This is a genomic window from Arthrobacter sp. JDC6, from assembly GCF_056484025.1.
The window spans coordinates 3,383,561-3,398,879 of the sequence record NZ_CM151278.1; the positions used below are offsets into that span (position 1 = coordinate 3,383,561).

A 15,319-nucleotide genomic window follows, 5' to 3' on the forward strand; every position below is an offset into this window, starting at 1 on the left:
CACACCGTGGGCGCTCCGCCGGTCGCAGAAGTCTTTGGCACCGCGGAATAGCCCCGCCTGCCGTGGTGCGCGTACGCGCACGCCGGCAAAAGGGCGCATAGTTAGAAGATGACAGGTCCTTACACCCGGGGTGACTCCTACAGCAGCGAGGTTTCCCGGAAACACATCAGGCAGGCGCTCGAGAACTACGGGGCAACGGACATCATCTTCAGCCAGCGGGGAAGCCTGGGCGCCGTCGCCTTCAAGGGCGATGGCAGGCAGTTCCGGATCGTCATGCAGTTGCTGCAGTCTGAAGGCGCCATGGCCATCCGCGGGGACATCGCGGACAGCCGGCTCCACGAAGCGAACGCCAAGGTCCTGGAACGCGTCAACCGCAAATCCTGGCATGCCCTGGCACTGGCCATCGACGCCAAACTCGGGGCGGCGGCAGCCGGCATTGCCACGCTTGAATCGGAATTCCTGGCCCATGTGGTTCTCCCCGGAAACCACACCGTGCTCGACGAACTCGAGCCCATCATCGACTCCGCCTACCGCTCCGGCCAGCGTCCCTCCTTCCGCCATCCGGCCCTGCCCTAGGGCCCACCGCCGGGTGGAACGCCCCAGCCGGCGGGCCGCCGTCGTAAATTCCCCGACGCCGGCCCACTGCAAAGCTGCAAACCCGCCTATTGTCCCGGGGCCCGGTACGACGGCGTCTTCTTGGCGGCCTCGTCCAGGTCTTCCACGGTGAGGAGCGGCTTCAGGCGGACGTTGACGTTCCCGGTCGAATTGATCAGCAGCGACAGTGCCGCGGCACTTGCATCGTCCGGCGCCTCGAACACGCCAAGGACGTCATAGTAGCCAAACGCGTAGTAGAAGCTCTCCAGCGAGCCGCCCACGGACTTCAAGGCCTCCGCCAGGGCATCACGCCGCTTGGTACCGCCTTCCTGCATCAGCCCCTTGATCCCCTGGCCCACGTACGTTGCTTCAAACAAATACTTCGGCATGGTCTTTCCTCCCTGGCATGTGCATGCGACGGCGCCACATTCCGCGGATTACGGATGTCCGGCCCCGACAAGGCCGAAAGTATGCCTCCGGCTACAGGCAGTCAATATGCCGGGATACCTAATGGCGGGCGCCGTGGCAGCACCGCGATTAGGGGTATGCGGACGCTTCCGGAAGGCCGTTAGGCCCTAGCTGGCTCCCGGCGCCGCGGCACAGGCTGGAACATGTCAATTGCAGGAGGACGGCTCCCGGGACGCAGGCGGGTGTGCCGTCTGAAACGGCCGACGGCGATGCGCGGCAGGGGGACACAGTCATGACCTACGTCAAAGACTTGGGCGACGTGGGCCTGGACGACCTCGGCACAGCCGGCGGCAAGGCAGTGGGCCTCGGCGGCCTCATCCAGACCGGCCTGCCGGTCCCGCCCGGGTTCGTCCTCACCACCGCCGCCTACTCGGAATTCGTCACCGGGAACAACCTCGATGCGGCCATCCGGGAACTGGCCTCCCTTCCACCCGACGCCTCGCCGGAGGACTACGAACACGCCTCCGGGCAGCTACGGGCCCTGTTCGGCAAAGGCACCATGCCACCGGCCATCAGAACCGAACTCGCCACCGCCTACCAACGCCTGGGCAGCGGGACGTCCGTGTCGGTGCGCTCCTCCGCCACCGCCGAGGACCTACCGTCGGCCAGTTTCGCCGGGCAGCAGGAAACCTACCTGAACATCCGCGGCCAGGACGCCCTGGCTAAGGCCGTGACCCACTGCTGGGCCTCCCTCTGGACGGCCCGCGCCATGGCTTACCGGGCCCGCGAAGGTGTGCAGCCCGGGCAGGTGCGGCTCGCCGTCGTCGTCCAGCAGATGGTGGAAGCCGGCGCCGCCGGCGTCATGTTCACCGCCAACCCCGCCAACGGCCGGCGCGACCAGACGGCGATCAGCGCCGCATGGGGCCTGGGCGAGGCCGTGGTCAGCGGAACGGTGAACACCGATGACCTGCTGGTTGAGTCCGCCACCGGCAGGATCATCTCGCGGCAGACAGCCGACAAGGAGGTCATGACGGTTCCCGTGGAGAACGGAACCCGGGAGCAGCCGGTGGCGGAAGCCCGCCGTCGTGCGCCTGTCCTGGATGACGCGGCAGCTGCGGAGCTGGCCCGCTACGGCCAGCGGATCGCGGACCACTTCGGGTCTCCGCAGGACGTCGAATGGGCGCGGGCCGGCGGCCGGTTCTTCCTGCTGCAGTCCCGGCCCATCACCGCCCTTCCCGAACCCGCGGCCGACGTCCCCGAGACCTGGCCCGTGCCCTATCCCAACGGGCTCTACTTCCGGGCGAGCATCGTGGAGCAGATGCCGGACCCGCTCTCCCCGCTCTTCGCCGACCTCATTGACGGCTCGGTGTCCCGCTCGCTGTCCGCCCTGATGAACCAGGCGCTGGGCATCAACTCCCTGCGCGAGGGCGAGGTGCGGTTCCCCACCATCAACGGCTACGCCTATTACTACTACCGCAACCGGGCCATGCTGCGGATGACGGGCCGGACGGTGCCGGCGATGGCCTCGCTGTTGCGCGGCAAGGCGCACATGGGCATCGCCGGGTGGCGCGACTATTCGCACCCGCGCTACCAGCAGCTGGTCAGGGACTGGTCCGTGAAACCGCCAACGGAGCTCTCCGGCGGGCAGCTGCTGGAGGGCGTTCAGGCCCTCCTGGACGCCGGTACCGTGTACTACACCGCCGTGCAGTCCATCATTCCGCTCGCCGCCATGAGCGAGATCTCGTTCCGGACGTTCTATGGCAGGGCCGTCCGGCGCCACGGCGATCCCCCGGCCCAGGCGTTCCTGCTGGGCTTCGACAGCGAACCCATCCGGGCGGAAAAGTCCCTCTACGATCTGGCGGGCTGGGCGCGCAGCGATCCGGCGCTGGCAGCGGCTTTGCTGGAGCGGCCGACGGCGGAGCTCGCCGGGTGCCAGCGCACCGGTGCCGCGCCGGAAGGGGTGGACGACGTCCTGTGGCAGGAATGGCGGCTTGCCTTCAAGGAACACCTGGACCTGTACGGGCATGCCGTCTACAACCTGGACTTCGCCACCCCGGTGCCGGCCGACGACCCGTCCGCCCAGCTGGAGACGGTGAAGTTCTACCTGCGCGGGCAGGGCACGGACCCGCACGAGCGGCAGCGGCAGCTCACCGAACGCCGGGAGGAACTGACCCGGGAGATGGCCGCCCGGCTGGGGCCGCGGCGCCGGGCCCTGTTCCACCGGCTGCTGAAGTGGGCCCAGGAAACGGCACCCGCACGCGAAGACGCGCTGGCCGACGTCGGGCTGGCCTGGCCGCTGATGCGGCGCATGCTGCTGGAACTCGGCCGGCGCCTGGTGGACTCCCACGTGGTCGCGGCGCCGGATGACGTGTTCTGGCTCCGGCACCAGGAGCTGCGGAGCGCCGTCGAATTCGGTCTCGCCGAGCCCGGGGCTCCGGCCACCGTGGTGATTGCCGGAGCTGCCCGTCCCGTCCGGGCCGCCGCCGTCGAGGATCGCCGGATGCTGTGGCGGGGCCAGGCGAAGGCGAATGCACCGCAGATGCTTCCCGAGAGCAAGTGGATGGAACGGTCTTTCGGGTCGTGGATGCCGGCAGGCTCCCAGCACCAGGCCGGCGACGTGATCAAGGGCGCCGGCGCCAGTTCCGGCAAGGTCACCGCACCGGCGCGCGTCCTGCGCGGACCCGGGGATTTCGGCCAGATGCGGCCCGGCGAGGTGCTGGTGGCCCGCATTACTACTCCCGCGTGGACTCCGCTGTTCGCCATGGCGTCCGCCGTGGTGACCGACGTGGGCGGCCCGCTGAGCCACAGCTCCATCGTGGCCCGCGAGTATGGCATCCCGGCGGTCCTGGGCACCGGGGTGGCGACGCAGCGGCTCAGCAGCGGGCAGCGGATCGCCGTGGATGGCGACGCCGGTACGGTCACCATGGAACGCCCCTGACCAGGCATCGGATGGCAGCCCCGCTGGCAGCCAGAAAATGCCAGGGCTTCCCGCACGTTGGAGCCCGCTATTGGGCGTACACTCAACGTACCCGGGACACCCGTGACTGGACATCCTGTCTCCGACAGTACGTCCCTTGGGTCCCTCCGCCGGGCAGCAGCCGACACTCTCTTCGACTCGCATCCGGCAACTGCCACGAAAGGCACACCATGACAGATCTGCGCATCCGCGACCACTGGAACCAGCTTCCCTCCGCTGTAACGCAGTGGCTGCTGGAAAACCCGGGGTGCATGATCCTCCCGCGGACGCTCTCCGCGGAAATCAGTGCGGCCAATGGCGAAGCGGCCAACGACGACGTCCACGGCGAGACCACGCTGTCCCAGCAGGACATGGACTTCATCCGGATGAAATCACATGAGGCAGCGAACGGACAGCCGGACACCGGTTACACCTTCTTCGACTCCGTCCAGCCGTAACCACTTCCGGCCTGTACGGCACGGACGCAGTCCTGCGGCGAACGGTCACAGAGTGGCCAGGGCACCCTTGGCGCTTTCCACCAGGACATGCGTTCCTGCCTGGATATGGACCACCTCGCCGTCGATCTGGCACGGCACAGCATTCCGCGTGGAAAAGGCATAGCTGGTGACGCTGGGCTGCTCCCCCAGTCCCAGCGTCACGGCGCGGAGCGTCATCAGCGCCATCTTCATCAGCCCGGCGTGGGGCAGGGTCACTACCTCGAACCGGCCGTCGTCCGGATAGTGCGACTCACTGACCGTTCCGTACTTCGCCATCCGCGAGATGTTGGCCAGGATCAGGCTGTCGAACCTGGCGGTGGCGCCGTCATCCCGCACGAGCTCGAACGGCCTCAGGTTCCGGAGCGTGCGGGCAACGGAAACCAGTTCCAGGACTTTTCCCTTGCCGCCCTTTTCGATGCCGATGGCCATCAAGGGCGTCAGCCCGAAACCCACGTAGGAATGCGCGTACAGGACCTCCTCCCGGCCGCCGCTGCGGAACGTGACGCGCAGCAGGTCGATGGGCCGGACCGCTTTCTCCCGGATTGCCTGGCTGAGGGTCCGGGCGGGCAGGCTCCGGTAATGGTCGTTGGCGTTGCCTGCAGGAATCACGGTGCACACGGCTTTGCTGCCGGGAACGTCCATCACGCCGTTGACCACCTCGTTGTACCCGCCGTCGCCGCTGACGGACACGATGAGTGGCGCACCCCGCCCAGCCTCGGTCCGCGCAAGCACGCGGGCGTGCCCCGCATACTCCGTGGGCAGCAGCTCAACCCGCAGGCCCGGCAGGTCGGCGGCCAGGTCCTGATGCAACGCCTCGATCCGCGCGTCCATCCCGGCCCTGCCCGGATTGAAGATCACAACGGCGCGGTCAAAGAGGGCCGCGGGGGCTCCGTCATCGGCCATGGCGTCCCGCTACTCCCCCATCCCGGGGTGGACGGGAACGTAGTCAACGCTGTTGCCGGAGTTGGTCCGGCCCGCGGTGGTCCGGGAGTAGCCGCGCGCATCCAGCCCGTTTTTGGCGCGGAATTCCGCGAGCGCGGCGTCGTAAGCGTTGTTCAGGGTCCGGCCGGAGAACTCACCGGTACTGCCGTCGGTGAAAGCGATCCGGATCCGGACGCTGGCCGGGTAGTGCCGGTTCATCCGGATGAAGCCGTCTGCATCCTGCTGGAGGGTAATCAATTGGGTCTGCTTTCGTTCGTGGGAGCAGTCTCAAGTTTGCCGCAGATTCCTTGAAAATCCCTTTACGGCCGATGCCATACTGGTCCATGGCGATGGGAATGACCAGGCGCGGGGCGTGGCTGCGGTACGGACTGGTCTCGGTCCTGCTGATTTTGATCCACGTGGGCGCCCTGTGGTTCTTCTCCGACGGCGTCTACCACGGCAACGCAAACGTTCCTCTCTTCAAATTTCCGGAAGAAGTGGATGTCCTGTACATCCTGACGTTCACTCCCCTTTTCATCGGACTCAAGTACCGGGTCTACGACGCCGCGGTGCGGGCCGCCACCAGGAACTACAGGCCTCGCGCGGCGGTGGTCTGTTTCGTCGCCGGCTATGTGGTGGCCCTGGCGATGGACGTGGCATGCCTCGTCGCGGCGTCCAGGCCCATCGCGGATTCAGGGCTGTCCATCCTGGGCTCTGTCTTCCAGACGCCGCTGGTCCTCCTGGTTGCCGGCGCGCTCATTGCGGGGGCCGGTATGCAAAACGGCAGGCCACCGGAAACGGGGCCCGCTCCCTTCCCCGGGCGCTAAGTCCCGCGGCTACCCTTCGCAGGCCACCCCGTCGCCGTCGCCGTCCAGCCCGGCCCGGTAGCCGGCAGTGCCGGCATACAGCGGCGCGGCTCCGGCAGCCACCGCCTCGGCGCAGTTCGCGTAGTACACAACAGCCGTAGCGGCGGCGGGCGCCACAGTCGCCGGTGCCAGCTGCCCGGGGCAGCTTGCCAGGATGCCGGCGATCGCGTCGTGCTCCGCCTGCGTCACCCACAGGCTGTACCGCGCCTTCACCGACACCTGCCGGGCCACATACTCACATCGGAAGGCCTTGGCCGGCGGCAACCAGGTGGCCGCGTCGCCGTCGCCCTTTTGCTGGTTGGTGGGTCCGTCCGTTGCCTGCAGGTTCATCGGATCATTCGCTAACGCCGTCCGCTGCTCGGTGGTCAGCTGCTGCGCGCCCTTCTGCCAGGCATCGCTGAGCGCCACCACGTGGTCGATCTGCACGGCGCTGCTGGTGGTGGTGCCGCGGACGAAGTTGATGACCGTTCCGGTGTAGGGGTCCACCAGCACCCCGGTCTTGACCGTGCAGGGGACGCTGCCGGCGTAGGTGACCTCGGTGAGGTCGCGCCGCAGGATGTCGTTGCGGGTGTCGCAGCCGTTCTGGTCCACGTCCGCCCACGTCGAGCCGAACAGCGACCGCTCGTACCCCGTCTTCGGCGCCCGGCCCTTGACCGGGAGGGTCTCCAGCACATCGGCTGCATTGACGGCGACCGTGCTGCCGTCGGCAGCAACCGCCGGCAGGCTTGGAGTGAAGAGCGCCAACAACGCGGAAAGGACGACGGCGGCCGTCCAGCGCGTGCCTGGCGCGGGCGTTGTTTCGGGCAAGGACGTGAAGCTGGACATGCAGTTCCCCAGGTTGTGCGCAGCAAGAGTTGACGGCGCCAGCTCCCCCAAGACCGCTGGCGCCACGGACGAGCCTAGCGGCCGGCACCTGCCATAACGGCCGGTTGGGGACCAACTGGGCCAATCCTTCCCGACTCCTGCGCCAACCCTGCGGCTGCTCCCTCTTCCCGCGTTTCCCCGGCCGGCAAGGCTCCGGCGCATACTGGAACAGTCGCCCCTGCTGGGCACAATCCGCGTCCCGCCACCAGGACTGCCGAAAGGTATGCGCATGCCCGCCCGCTTCCTCCCCACCCATCCGGCCAGGCTGCACCTGGTGCTCATGCTGGTCCTCACGTTTTCCACCGGGGTGCTCGACGCCGTCGGTTATCTGGGCCTGGACCGGGTGTTCACGGCGAACATGACCGGCAACGTGGTGATCCTGGGCATGGCGCTGCTGGGCGGGGACAACCTCCCGATCCTTGGCCCCATCGTGGCGCTCACGGGATTCATGACCGGCGCCGTCATCTCCGGCCGGGCGCTGCGGCCCACCACGTCAGGGTGGAACCGCCGCACCACCGGGCTGCTGGTGGGCGTCAGCGCTGTGATGGCTGTTGTGGCCACCCTCCTCCTCAGCGGCGTGCACCCCAGGCACAATGAAGCCCTGACCGTTGCCATCACCGGCACCCTGGCGGTGACCATGGGTGTGCAGGCCGCCACCGCGCGGCACCTCAACGTCAAGGATGTCCCCACCGTGGTGGTCACTTCCACCATCACGGGCCTGGCGGCCGACTCCCGCTTTGGCGCCGGCACGCACCCGTTCTGGGGACGGCGGCTCGCGGCGATCGGGCTCATCATGGCCGGCGCAGCGGTGGGCGCCGGGTTCGTGCAGCTCCACCTGGGGCTCGGGGTCCTGCTGACCGCACTCCTCACCCTCGGCGTCGCCCTGCTGGGCCGGACAGGCGTGCACAAGTACGGCGCAGACACGGCGACGGCGGCACCCGGGCCGGGTGCCGCCGTCGAAAGCCCTCCGGAGACGGCTACGTAGGCTTCCGCTGCATCATCATTGGCTCCCGCTCACGGACCCGCCGGCCGCACCACGATGGCCGAGCCGCACTGGTTGATGAGCGTGCCCAGGCTTGAGGATGCCGTGGCGGCCTTCGTGCCGGTGGCGGACGTATCGGTCAGCGGAAGGGCGTTGACCTCAATGGCCGCGTTCGACTTGGCCGCGATATTGGAGGTGGCATCACCCAGCTCGGTGGTCCCTGCCGGTGGCGTAAAGGACGTGGTGGCCGAGTTGGTGCCGTTCCTGACGCCGTGGGCGGTCAACAACAGCGACCCCGGTGTTACCGGCGTGATGGACGGCGCCCGGACATCCGGGTAGGCCACCCCGCTGTTGGTGTCCGTGGTGGGTGTGACGTCCAGCGGCGTTGTGGTGTTTGCGCCCTGGACGGCAACAGTGGACCAGGCATACCGGGAGGCGGGCTCAGGTACGCTCGGCGCGGTGTCACCAGACTGCATCACCCGGTACCAGACTGCCTGGTGCGCCGAGGCGGAGCTGGCGCTGGTGAAATCGCCCACTGCCCGCGTCCACCCCGCCGGAGCGGTGGTGTTCGCGGACCCGGACACGGTTACCTGCGAGTACAGGAATACCGTGTCGCCAGGCTGCCAGCCTGCCGGCAGGGACGGCGTATAGGACCCGGCCGCCGTCAGTTCACCCGATCCCGTGGCCGTCGACCGGACCGAGACGGCTGTCGCCGGGGGCGTCGTCGTCGTGGGCGTCGGCGTGGGAGTCGGTGTTGGCGTTGGAGTTGGAGTCGGGGTAGGCGTTGGCGTGGCAGTTGCAGTCGCTGTCGCCGTAGCGGTCGGCGTCGCAGTCGCTGTCGGCGTCGGGCTTGGTGAAGGGGCAGGCCGGGTGACCGAGAAATTGTCGGTGAACGTCCCGCCCGAGGCGCCGACGAATGACCCGCTCAGGGTGGTGCTGGTCACCGACACCTTCAGGAAGCCATACGTTGGATTGTTGTTGCTGCCCATGAACCGCTGGAAGTACGGAGCCGTCGTCGTGTTGCTCTCACTGTTGAGCGACCTGCCGCCCGAACCAACTGTGGCCAGGATGGTCCCGGTACCGGCGGCGAACTGCCCCGTCGGATCGGTGTCGGCCACACAGTCGGGATTGAAGCTGGTGACGGGGATCGACGTGCAGCTGCCCTTGAGCGCCAGCGGGTAGCTGCGAGCGTAGGCATGGTCGTGGGCCTGCAGGTACAGATCCACCTTCTTGGACACCAGCATGTTCATCAGGTCAGGACTGGCGGCACAGGGGTAGTTCACCATCGACAGGCAGTACATGTGCATGCCAACGATGATGAAGGGGATCCCGGCAGCACGGGCCGAGTCGATGGCCGACGTCACGAATTTGTAGCCCTGCGTCCCGGACTTGTAGGACCAGTCGAGGCCGCTTCCGCTGTACGTCAGCTTCGGGGACACCATGATCAGCCGGACCAGGGGGCTGGTTGCCGGATAGTCCGTGTAGAACTGCTGGGCGTAATTCCCCACCGCGCCGAGCTTGTCCGGCAGGCACGAGGCGAAGTTGGACCAGACGCCGTCGGGCCCGTTGTCCTCGTGGTTCCCGGTGATGAACTCATAGGGCATGGTCCCGGCATGCTGCTTGACGAATGAACACCAGGCAGACTCCGGGGTGATCTGGGAGTAGGACAGGTCGCCGAGGTTGAACATGGCGGAGGTCCCGGCGTTGCGTGCCGCATCGATCACCTTGCCGGTGTTCGTGTTGCCGCCGGTGTCACCGGCGAACCCCAGGCTCACGGTGGTGGCCGCGGTGGCCTGCGGGTTCCAAGATGTGGCAAGGAAGGAGACATTCGCAAGGACGAGGGCAGTGCCGAGAAGGACTGCCAGCGCCAAGCGCAGTGGGTGGCGCATGCGCCTGCGGGCGTTCACTTGCAGCTCCAAACAGTAGCGCGGCGCAGTCCGTTGGCTGCGGCGGAGTACCCGGTGATAACGGTGGGGCCGGCCTGCCGTGAGGCCGACGTGGCCGCCCCGGACACTCCGGTGAACTGGCCGTCAGAGCCTGGCGGCAGGATCCGTGCGCTCTTGCCGATCCACATCACCGCTTGGGGGCGGTCCCCGCGGAAGGACGACGAACTGCCGGTTCCCACCGCGATGCCCGGAACGCCCGATGCCGCACTCGAGGAGGGGCCGGCTGCCGCGCCTGCATCGCTGACGGAGCCGGACTTGTCCCAGGTGGCAGCGTGGGTTCCCTCATTGACGGCGCTCTGGCCGATCGCCTGCCCCGTCGAGTCGATGGCAAGGACCACGCCGCCGCGCCCGCTAAGGGTCGGAAGGGACGTCGGGGTACCGGCCGGCGACCACAGGACCGGCGTGCCGCCGCTGTCGAGGGCCACCCCGCCGATCGTGCCGTCCGGACCGATCGCGAAAGCATGCCCACCTTGTGCACCGGCGGGCAGGGTGAGCGCCCGGGGTGCCGTGGTCAGCGTGGACCAGACAGCGGGACGCTCGTCGTCATCCGCGCCCGGGCCGTCCGAGTGCTCCTCGTCGTTGATCAGCGCACCGACCACGACGCCGCTGTCCGAGACCATCGACGGGAGCGCGATGTCACCCGGGTTGACGGGAAGGGTGTGATAGACACCGTTCTGCCACCACCAGCCGACCAGGACCTCATTGGCCGTGTCATATCCCGTGCCGACGACTACTCCGTCCTTGTTTACGGAGGTGGGGACTGCGGCATCGAGTGGAATCGCCAACTGGGTGGGCTGGCCATCGCGCCAGAGCACCGGCGCGGATCCTCCGGAGGCAGTATCGGCGAGGCCTACCACCAGGCCGTTGCTGCTCGACGCCACTGCGTTGCTGCCCTGGCCGCCGATGCCCGGGAGCAGGGTGGCCGAACAGTTTGTGGCAGCGGGCAATTGCGCGCCAGCGGCTGTCGCGGCAACCGGCACCATGACCATGCCGCCCTCGGCCGCAAGCAGGAGCGCCGTCAGCACCGCCCCGGGTTTCATGTCCTTCGGCCTGTTGAGCCAGGGAGGCCTGCCTCCGCTGCCCGGTAGACCCCTGTTGAAATTCCTATGCTTTGACAATGTCGCTCCCCGGAGTAGAACCCCACGTCCCCAGCAACGTGCAGCGCAAGAGGCCTCTGCATAACCGCACTGTCTTTCGAGACTACGTTGCCACCCCCCGCCGGGCACGGGTAAGGGGGTACTCGGATCGGAGGTTAGGGGCTACTTGCTTGGAGCGAACCGCCCTTCCAAGCCGCGACGGCGGCACCCAACCCGGGTGCCGCCGTCATACGTCCTGCCCAAAGCCCCTATTTGAGCTTGGGGACCAGCACGGGCGTGTTCTTCTTGTACTCCTCATAGTCCGCCTGGCCGCCCCACTTCTGGTCCGCCTTCTTCTCCAGGGGCGGCACGCCGCTGCCCTTGATCAGCAGCAGGGCCACGAAAACCGGGGAGATTAGGGCCGCCCACTGCCAGCCCTGCAGGACGGGCAGGGCGATGATGGCCACGCCCACCCAGAGCGTGATCTCGCCGAAGTAGTTGGGGTGGCGGGACCTGGACCACAGTCCGGTGCTGATGAAGCGGCCCTTGTTGGCGGGGTCGTCCTTGAAGCGGGTCTTCTGGAGGTCAGCCACGGTCTCGATGGCGATCCCTGCGGCCCATACCAGCAGGCCCACCCAAAAGAACCCGTCCAGGCCCATCTTCTGGTCGGACGTGATGGCCACCCAGGCCAGCGCCGCGGTGAGTACCACCCACAGGCCCTGGATGGTCCAGGTGTTCAGGAAACGGAAGAAGTCCGGCTTGAGCTCATCGAAGCGGTCGTCCTTGCCGTGCTTGCTGATCCGCATAAACAGGAAACTGCCCAGCCGCGCGGCCCACAGCACCACCATGGCCGCCAGCACCATGCCCCGCGCGTCCACGCCCGGGGAGGCCAGGACCAGGAACACCGTGATGGAGATGTAGGTCAGGGCGCCGGTAAGGTCGTAGAACTTTTCTGTCTGCGCCCTGTAGGACGGGATGAACACCAGCCACTGGATCACGAACGCGATGGCAACCCCCAGCGCGAACACCGGGAACCCGCCAATCCGGGAGCCGCCCTGGCTGCCGGCCAGGGCAATGAGCACCGCCACCACCACGGCAATTACGGTGCTGATGAGTGCCTTGCGGCTCTTTTCATTCACGGACACGTTCCTTTCCCCTGGCCCGCCGCGCTCTGCTGCACGGCCGGTCCCAACGATCATGCGGCCACCTTCATTCTCCACAACGCACGGCGCCTGCCACTTGGTCTTCGGAGCGGCGGGGGGCTTCTATGGGTGGCCCGCACGTTTGACCAGTCCATCCCTTGCCACGGCGCCGAACAGCTTCTGCAACCGTCACCGACACAAGGAGTCAAAGCATGGGCCCCCGCACCAGGAACTGGCTGATCACGTACGTTGTCAGCGCACTGATATTCGCGGTGCTGGATGTGGTGTGGATCCTCCTGGTGGCCAACCCGCTGTACCAGAGCCAGATCGGCCACCTGCTGGCGCCCAGGGCCAATCTGCCCGGCGCTGTCCTCTTCTATGTCATCTTCGTGGCGGGGATGGTGCACTACGGCGTCCGGCCCAACACCCCCGGCATCAGCCTGCGGCAGCGGGTGGGCGGCGCTGCCCTCTTTGGGTTCTTCACCTACGCCACATGGGCGCTGACCGGGTTCGCTGTGCTGAAGGATTTCACTGCCCTGGTGGCCGTGACGGACATCCTGTGGGGAGCCGCGGCCTGCAGCGTGGTCACGTGGCTGACCGCAACGGTGCTGCGCAGCCGGCTCACCAACCCTGCCACGGCCTGACGCCTGCCGTGATGCGCGCCCAGAGTGGCCCAGTTTTCATGGTGAAACCCTGAGTATCGCGGGCGGCTGCCGTCGCTTGCCGACCAAAACTGGGCCACTGTGATGCACGGCCCAACGCTGGCCCAGCCCGGGCGGCTACCCGAACAGCGCCGCCACCTGGGTCAGCGTTTGGAAGACCCCAAAGGCCAGCGGGATTCCCACCAAAACCCAAGCCAGTACCAGCCTGCCGGTGGACCGGTGGACCGGCTGATGCGCGCCGTGGTTGTGTGCTGTGCTGCTCATTTCATGCCTCCAGGGAAGATTCGTGCCGCTCGGTGCGGCGTTCGTGGAACCGTGCGTCGACGGGCTTGACCAGCAGGTTGGCCACGAACCCGATGACCAGCAGGGCCACCATGGTCAGCAGCGCGGGCTGGTAGGACGCGGCATTCAGCTGCCCGGGCTTGCCCTGCGCGTCCAGGATGCTGTTGACGATCAGCGGCCCGGCCACCCCGGCCGCGGACCAGGCGGTGAGCAGCCGGCCGTGGATGGCGCCTACCTGGTACGTCCCGAAGAGGTCCCGCAGGTACGCCGGGACGGTGGCAAACCCGCCGCCGTAGAAGGAGATGATGACGAAGGCAAGCACCACGTAAAGGGCGGTGGCGGTGGATCCGGCCAACGCCAGCACCGTATACAGCACGGCACCTACGCCCAGGTACACCATGTAGATGCGCTTGCGCCCCGTGACGTCGGAGGTGGCGGACCAGGCGAAGCGGCCCGACATGTTGCCGATGGACAGCAGCCCCACAAAGCCCGCAGCAACGCTCGCACTGACCAGGGACTTTCCGTCGGACTGCCGGAAGAAGTCCTGGATCATGGGCGCCGCCTGCTCCAGGATGCCGATGCCGGCCGTGACGTTGCAGAACAGCGCCACCCATACCAGCCAGAACTGCCGGGTCTTGATGGCGTTTTTCGCCGACACGTTCTCCGTGGTGACGAGCTTGGCCGCCTTGACCTTGGCGGGGTCGAACCCTGCGGGGCGCCACCCGTCGGCGGGCACCCGGACGGTGAAGGCGCCGAACAGCATGTAGGCGAGATAGACGACGGCGAGGGTCAGGAAGAGCTTGCCCACGGCATCGCCGCTGGCCACCCAGCCCTGGGCGCCGGAGTTCGGATCGTACGCCTTCAGCAGGGCCTGGGACACGGGGCTGGCGATCAGCGCGCCGCCGCCGAAGCCCATGATCGCCATGCCGGTGGCCAGGCCGGGGCGGTCCGGGAACCACTTGATCAATGTGGACACCGGAGAGATGTAGCCGATGCCCAGCCCGATGCCGCCCACGAACCCGTACCCAAGGTAGACGAGCCACAGCTGGTGCGTGAAGATACCCACCGAGCCGATCAGGAAGCCGCCGGCCCAGAATATCGCGGAGGTGAACATCGCCTTGCGCGGGCCGTTGGTGTCAACCCAGGTGCCCATGACAGCGGCGGAAAGGCCCAGCATCACGATGGCGATGGAGAAGATGACGCCGATCTCGGTCAGGCTGGCCCCGAAGTGCTTGACCAGCGCCGTCTTGTAGACGCTGGTGGCGTACGCCTGGCCGATGCACAGATGGACGGCGAGCGCCGCGGGCGGGACCAGCCAGCGGTTGAAGCCCGGCGGGGCGATGGAGTGGTCACGGTCCAGGAAGCCCATGGTTGATTCCCTTTGCTTGTCGATGACGTCGATGTCTGATCGATCCAGAGGCGAAAGGCCTTGTTGAACCCGGGCCCTTTGCCTTGGGCTATCATCATGCAAATCATCAGCAAACGTACTATTGGCGCGCCGAGCGGCAGGAATTGCGCGGCGAGCGGCTTGGTTGGCTGAGGCACTCCCCTGTCAGCCCTGCACAGCCCATCGGGCACGCACACGCAGCGCCTTGCTTTCCGCCCGCCGCGGCGGATGGCAGAGTGGGACGATGAGTGAGCAACCAGCCGCGCTGGTCCTGAACCTGGAGTGCACGGTCCCGTCCCCGCCGGAGACAACGTTCCTGCTGCTGACGGAACCTGCCCGGCTTGCCGAGTGGTGGGGCCCGCACGGCTTCAGTATCCCCGAAGTGGACATCAACCTGGTGGCGGGCGGGCGCTACCGGTTCCGCATGGCCCCGCCGGAGGGCGAACCGTTCCACCTCTCAGGAAAGTTCCTGGAGATCGATCCGCCCTGGCGCCTGGTCTACACCTTCGCCTGGGAGGAACCGGCGCCGGACGACACCGAGACCGTCGTGGACCTCTCCCTCGCCGGCACCGGAACCGGAACCCGGGTGGTGCTCTCGCAGGGACCGTTCCTCACGGAGGAGCGGCTGGAACTGCACCGGAACGGGTGGAGCGATTCGTTCGAAAAGCTGGCTCGTGCCGCCGGGAGCGTCGGCCGCTCCGGTGCCGCCGGCAGCCGGGACAACACCCGGTGACAG

The 15,319-nt window shown here is 67.5% G+C and carries 16 protein-coding genes; 7 read left to right on the forward strand and 9 right to left on the reverse strand.

Translation table 11 applies throughout. The features are described from left to right. Nucleotides 1-108 precede the first annotated feature (108 nt). Nucleotides 109-576 (forward strand): hypothetical protein, encoded by a 468-nt coding sequence (locus ACV095_RS15655; protein ID WP_478222250.1) that lies wholly within the window; start codon nt 109-111, stop codon nt 574-576. 86 nt (nt 577-662) lie between these two features. Here the strand turns inward: ACV095_RS15655 and ACV095_RS15660 are convergent, their stop codons facing one another. Then, a complete protein-coding gene (locus ACV095_RS15660; protein WP_018770522.1) occupies nt 663-983 on the reverse strand; it encodes a GYD domain-containing protein in 321 nt (106 codons plus the stop codon). Nucleotides 984-1,294: 311 nt separating this feature from the next. Here ACV095_RS15660 and ACV095_RS15665 point away from each other — a divergent pair, with 311 nt between their 5' ends. Together ACV095_RS15665 and ACV095_RS15670 are read left to right on the forward strand one after the other, a co-directional pair. After that, nucleotides 1,295-3,940: a PEP/pyruvate-binding domain-containing protein gene (locus ACV095_RS15665; protein ID WP_478222251.1), complete on the forward strand. Its 2,646-nt coding sequence runs from the start codon at nt 1,295-1,297 to the stop codon at nt 3,938-3,940. A gap of 209 nt (nt 3,941-4,149) precedes the next feature. Then, a complete protein-coding gene (locus ACV095_RS15670; protein WP_018770524.1) occupies nt 4,150-4,416 on the forward strand; it encodes a hypothetical protein in 267 nt (88 codons plus the stop codon). A 45-nt stretch (nt 4,417-4,461) separates the two neighbouring features. Here ACV095_RS15670 and ACV095_RS15675 read toward each other — a convergent pair whose 3' ends face one another. Continuing rightward, a complete protein-coding gene (locus ACV095_RS15675) occupies nt 4,462-5,358 on the reverse strand; it encodes a diacylglycerol/lipid kinase family protein (RefSeq protein WP_478222252.1) in 897 nt (298 codons plus the stop codon). Between the two features lie 9 nt (nt 5,359-5,367). Next, nucleotides 5,368-5,634 carry a hypothetical protein gene (locus tag ACV095_RS15680; protein ID WP_268002701.1) on the reverse strand — a complete coding sequence of 89 codons (267 nt, stop codon included), beginning with the start codon at nt 5,632-5,634 and terminating at the stop codon, nt 5,368-5,370. Nucleotides 5,635-5,732: 98 nt separating this feature from the next. On the opposite strand from ACV095_RS15680, the gene ACV095_RS15685 reads away from it, so the two are divergent. Then, the gene (locus ACV095_RS15685) at nt 5,733-6,203 is read left to right on the forward strand and encodes a hypothetical protein (RefSeq protein WP_224084306.1); all 471 of its coding nucleotides are present in this window, start codon (nt 5,733-5,735) and stop codon (nt 6,201-6,203) included. A gap of 9 nt (nt 6,204-6,212) precedes the next feature. On the opposite strand, the gene ACV095_RS15690 is transcribed toward ACV095_RS15685, so the two are convergent. Continuing rightward, entirely contained in the window at nt 6,213-7,067 is an 855-nt protein-coding gene (locus tag ACV095_RS15690) for a GmrSD restriction endonuclease domain-containing protein (RefSeq protein WP_478222253.1), read from the reverse strand. 268 nt (nt 7,068-7,335) lie between these two features. On the opposite strand from ACV095_RS15690, the gene ACV095_RS15695 reads away from it, so the two are divergent. Beyond that, nucleotides 7,336-8,091 carry a YoaK family protein gene (locus ACV095_RS15695; protein ID WP_056393567.1) on the forward strand — a complete coding sequence of 252 codons (756 nt, stop codon included), beginning with the start codon at nt 7,336-7,338 and terminating at the stop codon, nt 8,089-8,091. A 29-nt stretch (nt 8,092-8,120) separates the two neighbouring features. On the opposite strand, the gene ACV095_RS15700 is transcribed toward ACV095_RS15695, so the two are convergent. From ACV095_RS15700 to ACV095_RS15710, 3 genes are all read right to left on the reverse strand, one after another. Beyond that, nucleotides 8,121-9,995: a metallophosphoesterase family protein gene (locus ACV095_RS15700; RefSeq protein ID WP_478222254.1), complete on the reverse strand. Its 1,875-nt coding sequence runs from the start codon at nt 9,993-9,995 to the stop codon at nt 8,121-8,123. Beyond that, complete coding sequence (locus tag ACV095_RS15705; protein ID WP_478222255.1) at nt 9,992-11,074, reverse strand: hypothetical protein; 1,083 nt, start codon at nt 11,072-11,074, stop codon at nt 9,992-9,994. The genes ACV095_RS15700 and ACV095_RS15705 overlap by 4 nt, the downstream gene beginning before the upstream one ends. Before the next feature lie 305 nt (nt 11,075-11,379). After that, a complete protein-coding gene (locus tag ACV095_RS15710) occupies nt 11,380-12,249 on the reverse strand; it encodes a DUF1295 domain-containing protein (RefSeq protein ID WP_478222256.1) in 870 nt (289 codons plus the stop codon). Between the two features lie 215 nt (nt 12,250-12,464). On the opposite strand from ACV095_RS15710, the gene ACV095_RS15715 reads away from it, so the two are divergent. Beyond that, nucleotides 12,465-12,896: a DUF2177 family protein gene (locus ACV095_RS15715; protein WP_056393244.1), complete on the forward strand. Its 432-nt coding sequence runs from the start codon at nt 12,465-12,467 to the stop codon at nt 12,894-12,896. A 135-nt stretch (nt 12,897-13,031) separates the two neighbouring features. Here ACV095_RS15715 and ACV095_RS15720 read toward each other — a convergent pair whose 3' ends face one another. Together ACV095_RS15720 and ACV095_RS15725 are read right to left on the reverse strand one after the other, a co-directional pair. Continuing rightward, the gene (locus ACV095_RS15720) at nt 13,032-13,178 is read right to left on the reverse strand and encodes an MFS transporter small subunit (RefSeq protein WP_200830938.1); all 147 of its coding nucleotides are present in this window, start codon (nt 13,176-13,178) and stop codon (nt 13,032-13,034) included. A gap of 1 nt (nt 13,179) precedes the next feature. After that, a complete protein-coding gene (locus ACV095_RS15725) occupies nt 13,180-14,565 on the reverse strand; it encodes an OFA family MFS transporter (protein WP_478222257.1) in 1,386 nt (461 codons plus the stop codon). A 262-nt stretch (nt 14,566-14,827) separates the two neighbouring features. Between ACV095_RS15725 and ACV095_RS15730 the strand changes: the two genes are divergently transcribed. After that, nucleotides 14,828-15,316 (forward strand): SRPBCC family protein, encoded by a 489-nt coding sequence (locus ACV095_RS15730; protein WP_134165534.1) that lies wholly within the window; start codon nt 14,828-14,830, stop codon nt 15,314-15,316. The last annotated feature ends 3 nt before the right edge of the window (nt 15,317-15,319 follow it).

Bases quoted from the DNA above. Each gene is read 5' to 3' on its own strand.
- ACV095_RS15655 (WP_478222250.1), top strand. From the start codon at position 109: ATGACAGGTCCTTACACCCGGGGTGACTCCTACAGCAGCGAGGTTTCC.
- ACV095_RS15660 (WP_018770522.1), bottom strand. From the start codon at position 983: ATGCCGAAGTATTTGTTTGAAGCAACGTACGTGGGCCAGGGGATCAAG.
- ACV095_RS15665 (WP_478222251.1), top strand. From the start codon at position 1,295: ATGACCTACGTCAAAGACTTGGGCGACGTGGGCCTGGACGACCTCGGC.
- ACV095_RS15670 (WP_018770524.1), top strand. From the start codon at position 4,150: ATGACAGATCTGCGCATCCGCGACCACTGGAACCAGCTTCCCTCCGCT.
- ACV095_RS15675 (WP_478222252.1), bottom strand. From the start codon at position 5,358: ATGGCCGATGACGGAGCCCCCGCGGCCCTCTTTGACCGCGCCGTTGTG.
- ACV095_RS15685 (WP_224084306.1), top strand. From the start codon at position 5,733: ATGACCAGGCGCGGGGCGTGGCTGCGGTACGGACTGGTCTCGGTCCTG.
- ACV095_RS15690 (WP_478222253.1), bottom strand. From the start codon at position 7,067: ATGTCCAGCTTCACGTCCTTGCCCGAAACAACGCCCGCGCCAGGCACG.
- ACV095_RS15695 (WP_056393567.1), top strand. From the start codon at position 7,336: ATGCCCGCCCGCTTCCTCCCCACCCATCCGGCCAGGCTGCACCTGGTG.
- ACV095_RS15705 (WP_478222255.1), bottom strand. From the start codon at position 11,074: ATGAAACCCGGGGCGGTGCTGACGGCGCTCCTGCTTGCGGCCGAGGGC.
- ACV095_RS15715 (WP_056393244.1), top strand. From the start codon at position 12,465: ATGGGCCCCCGCACCAGGAACTGGCTGATCACGTACGTTGTCAGCGCA.
- ACV095_RS15720 (WP_200830938.1), bottom strand. From the start codon at position 13,178: ATGAGCAGCACAGCACACAACCACGGCGCGCATCAGCCGGTCCACCGG.
- ACV095_RS15725 (WP_478222257.1), bottom strand. From the start codon at position 14,565: ATGGGCTTCCTGGACCGTGACCACTCCATCGCCCCGCCGGGCTTCAAC.
- ACV095_RS15730 (WP_134165534.1), top strand. From the start codon at position 14,828: ATGAGTGAGCAACCAGCCGCGCTGGTCCTGAACCTGGAGTGCACGGTC.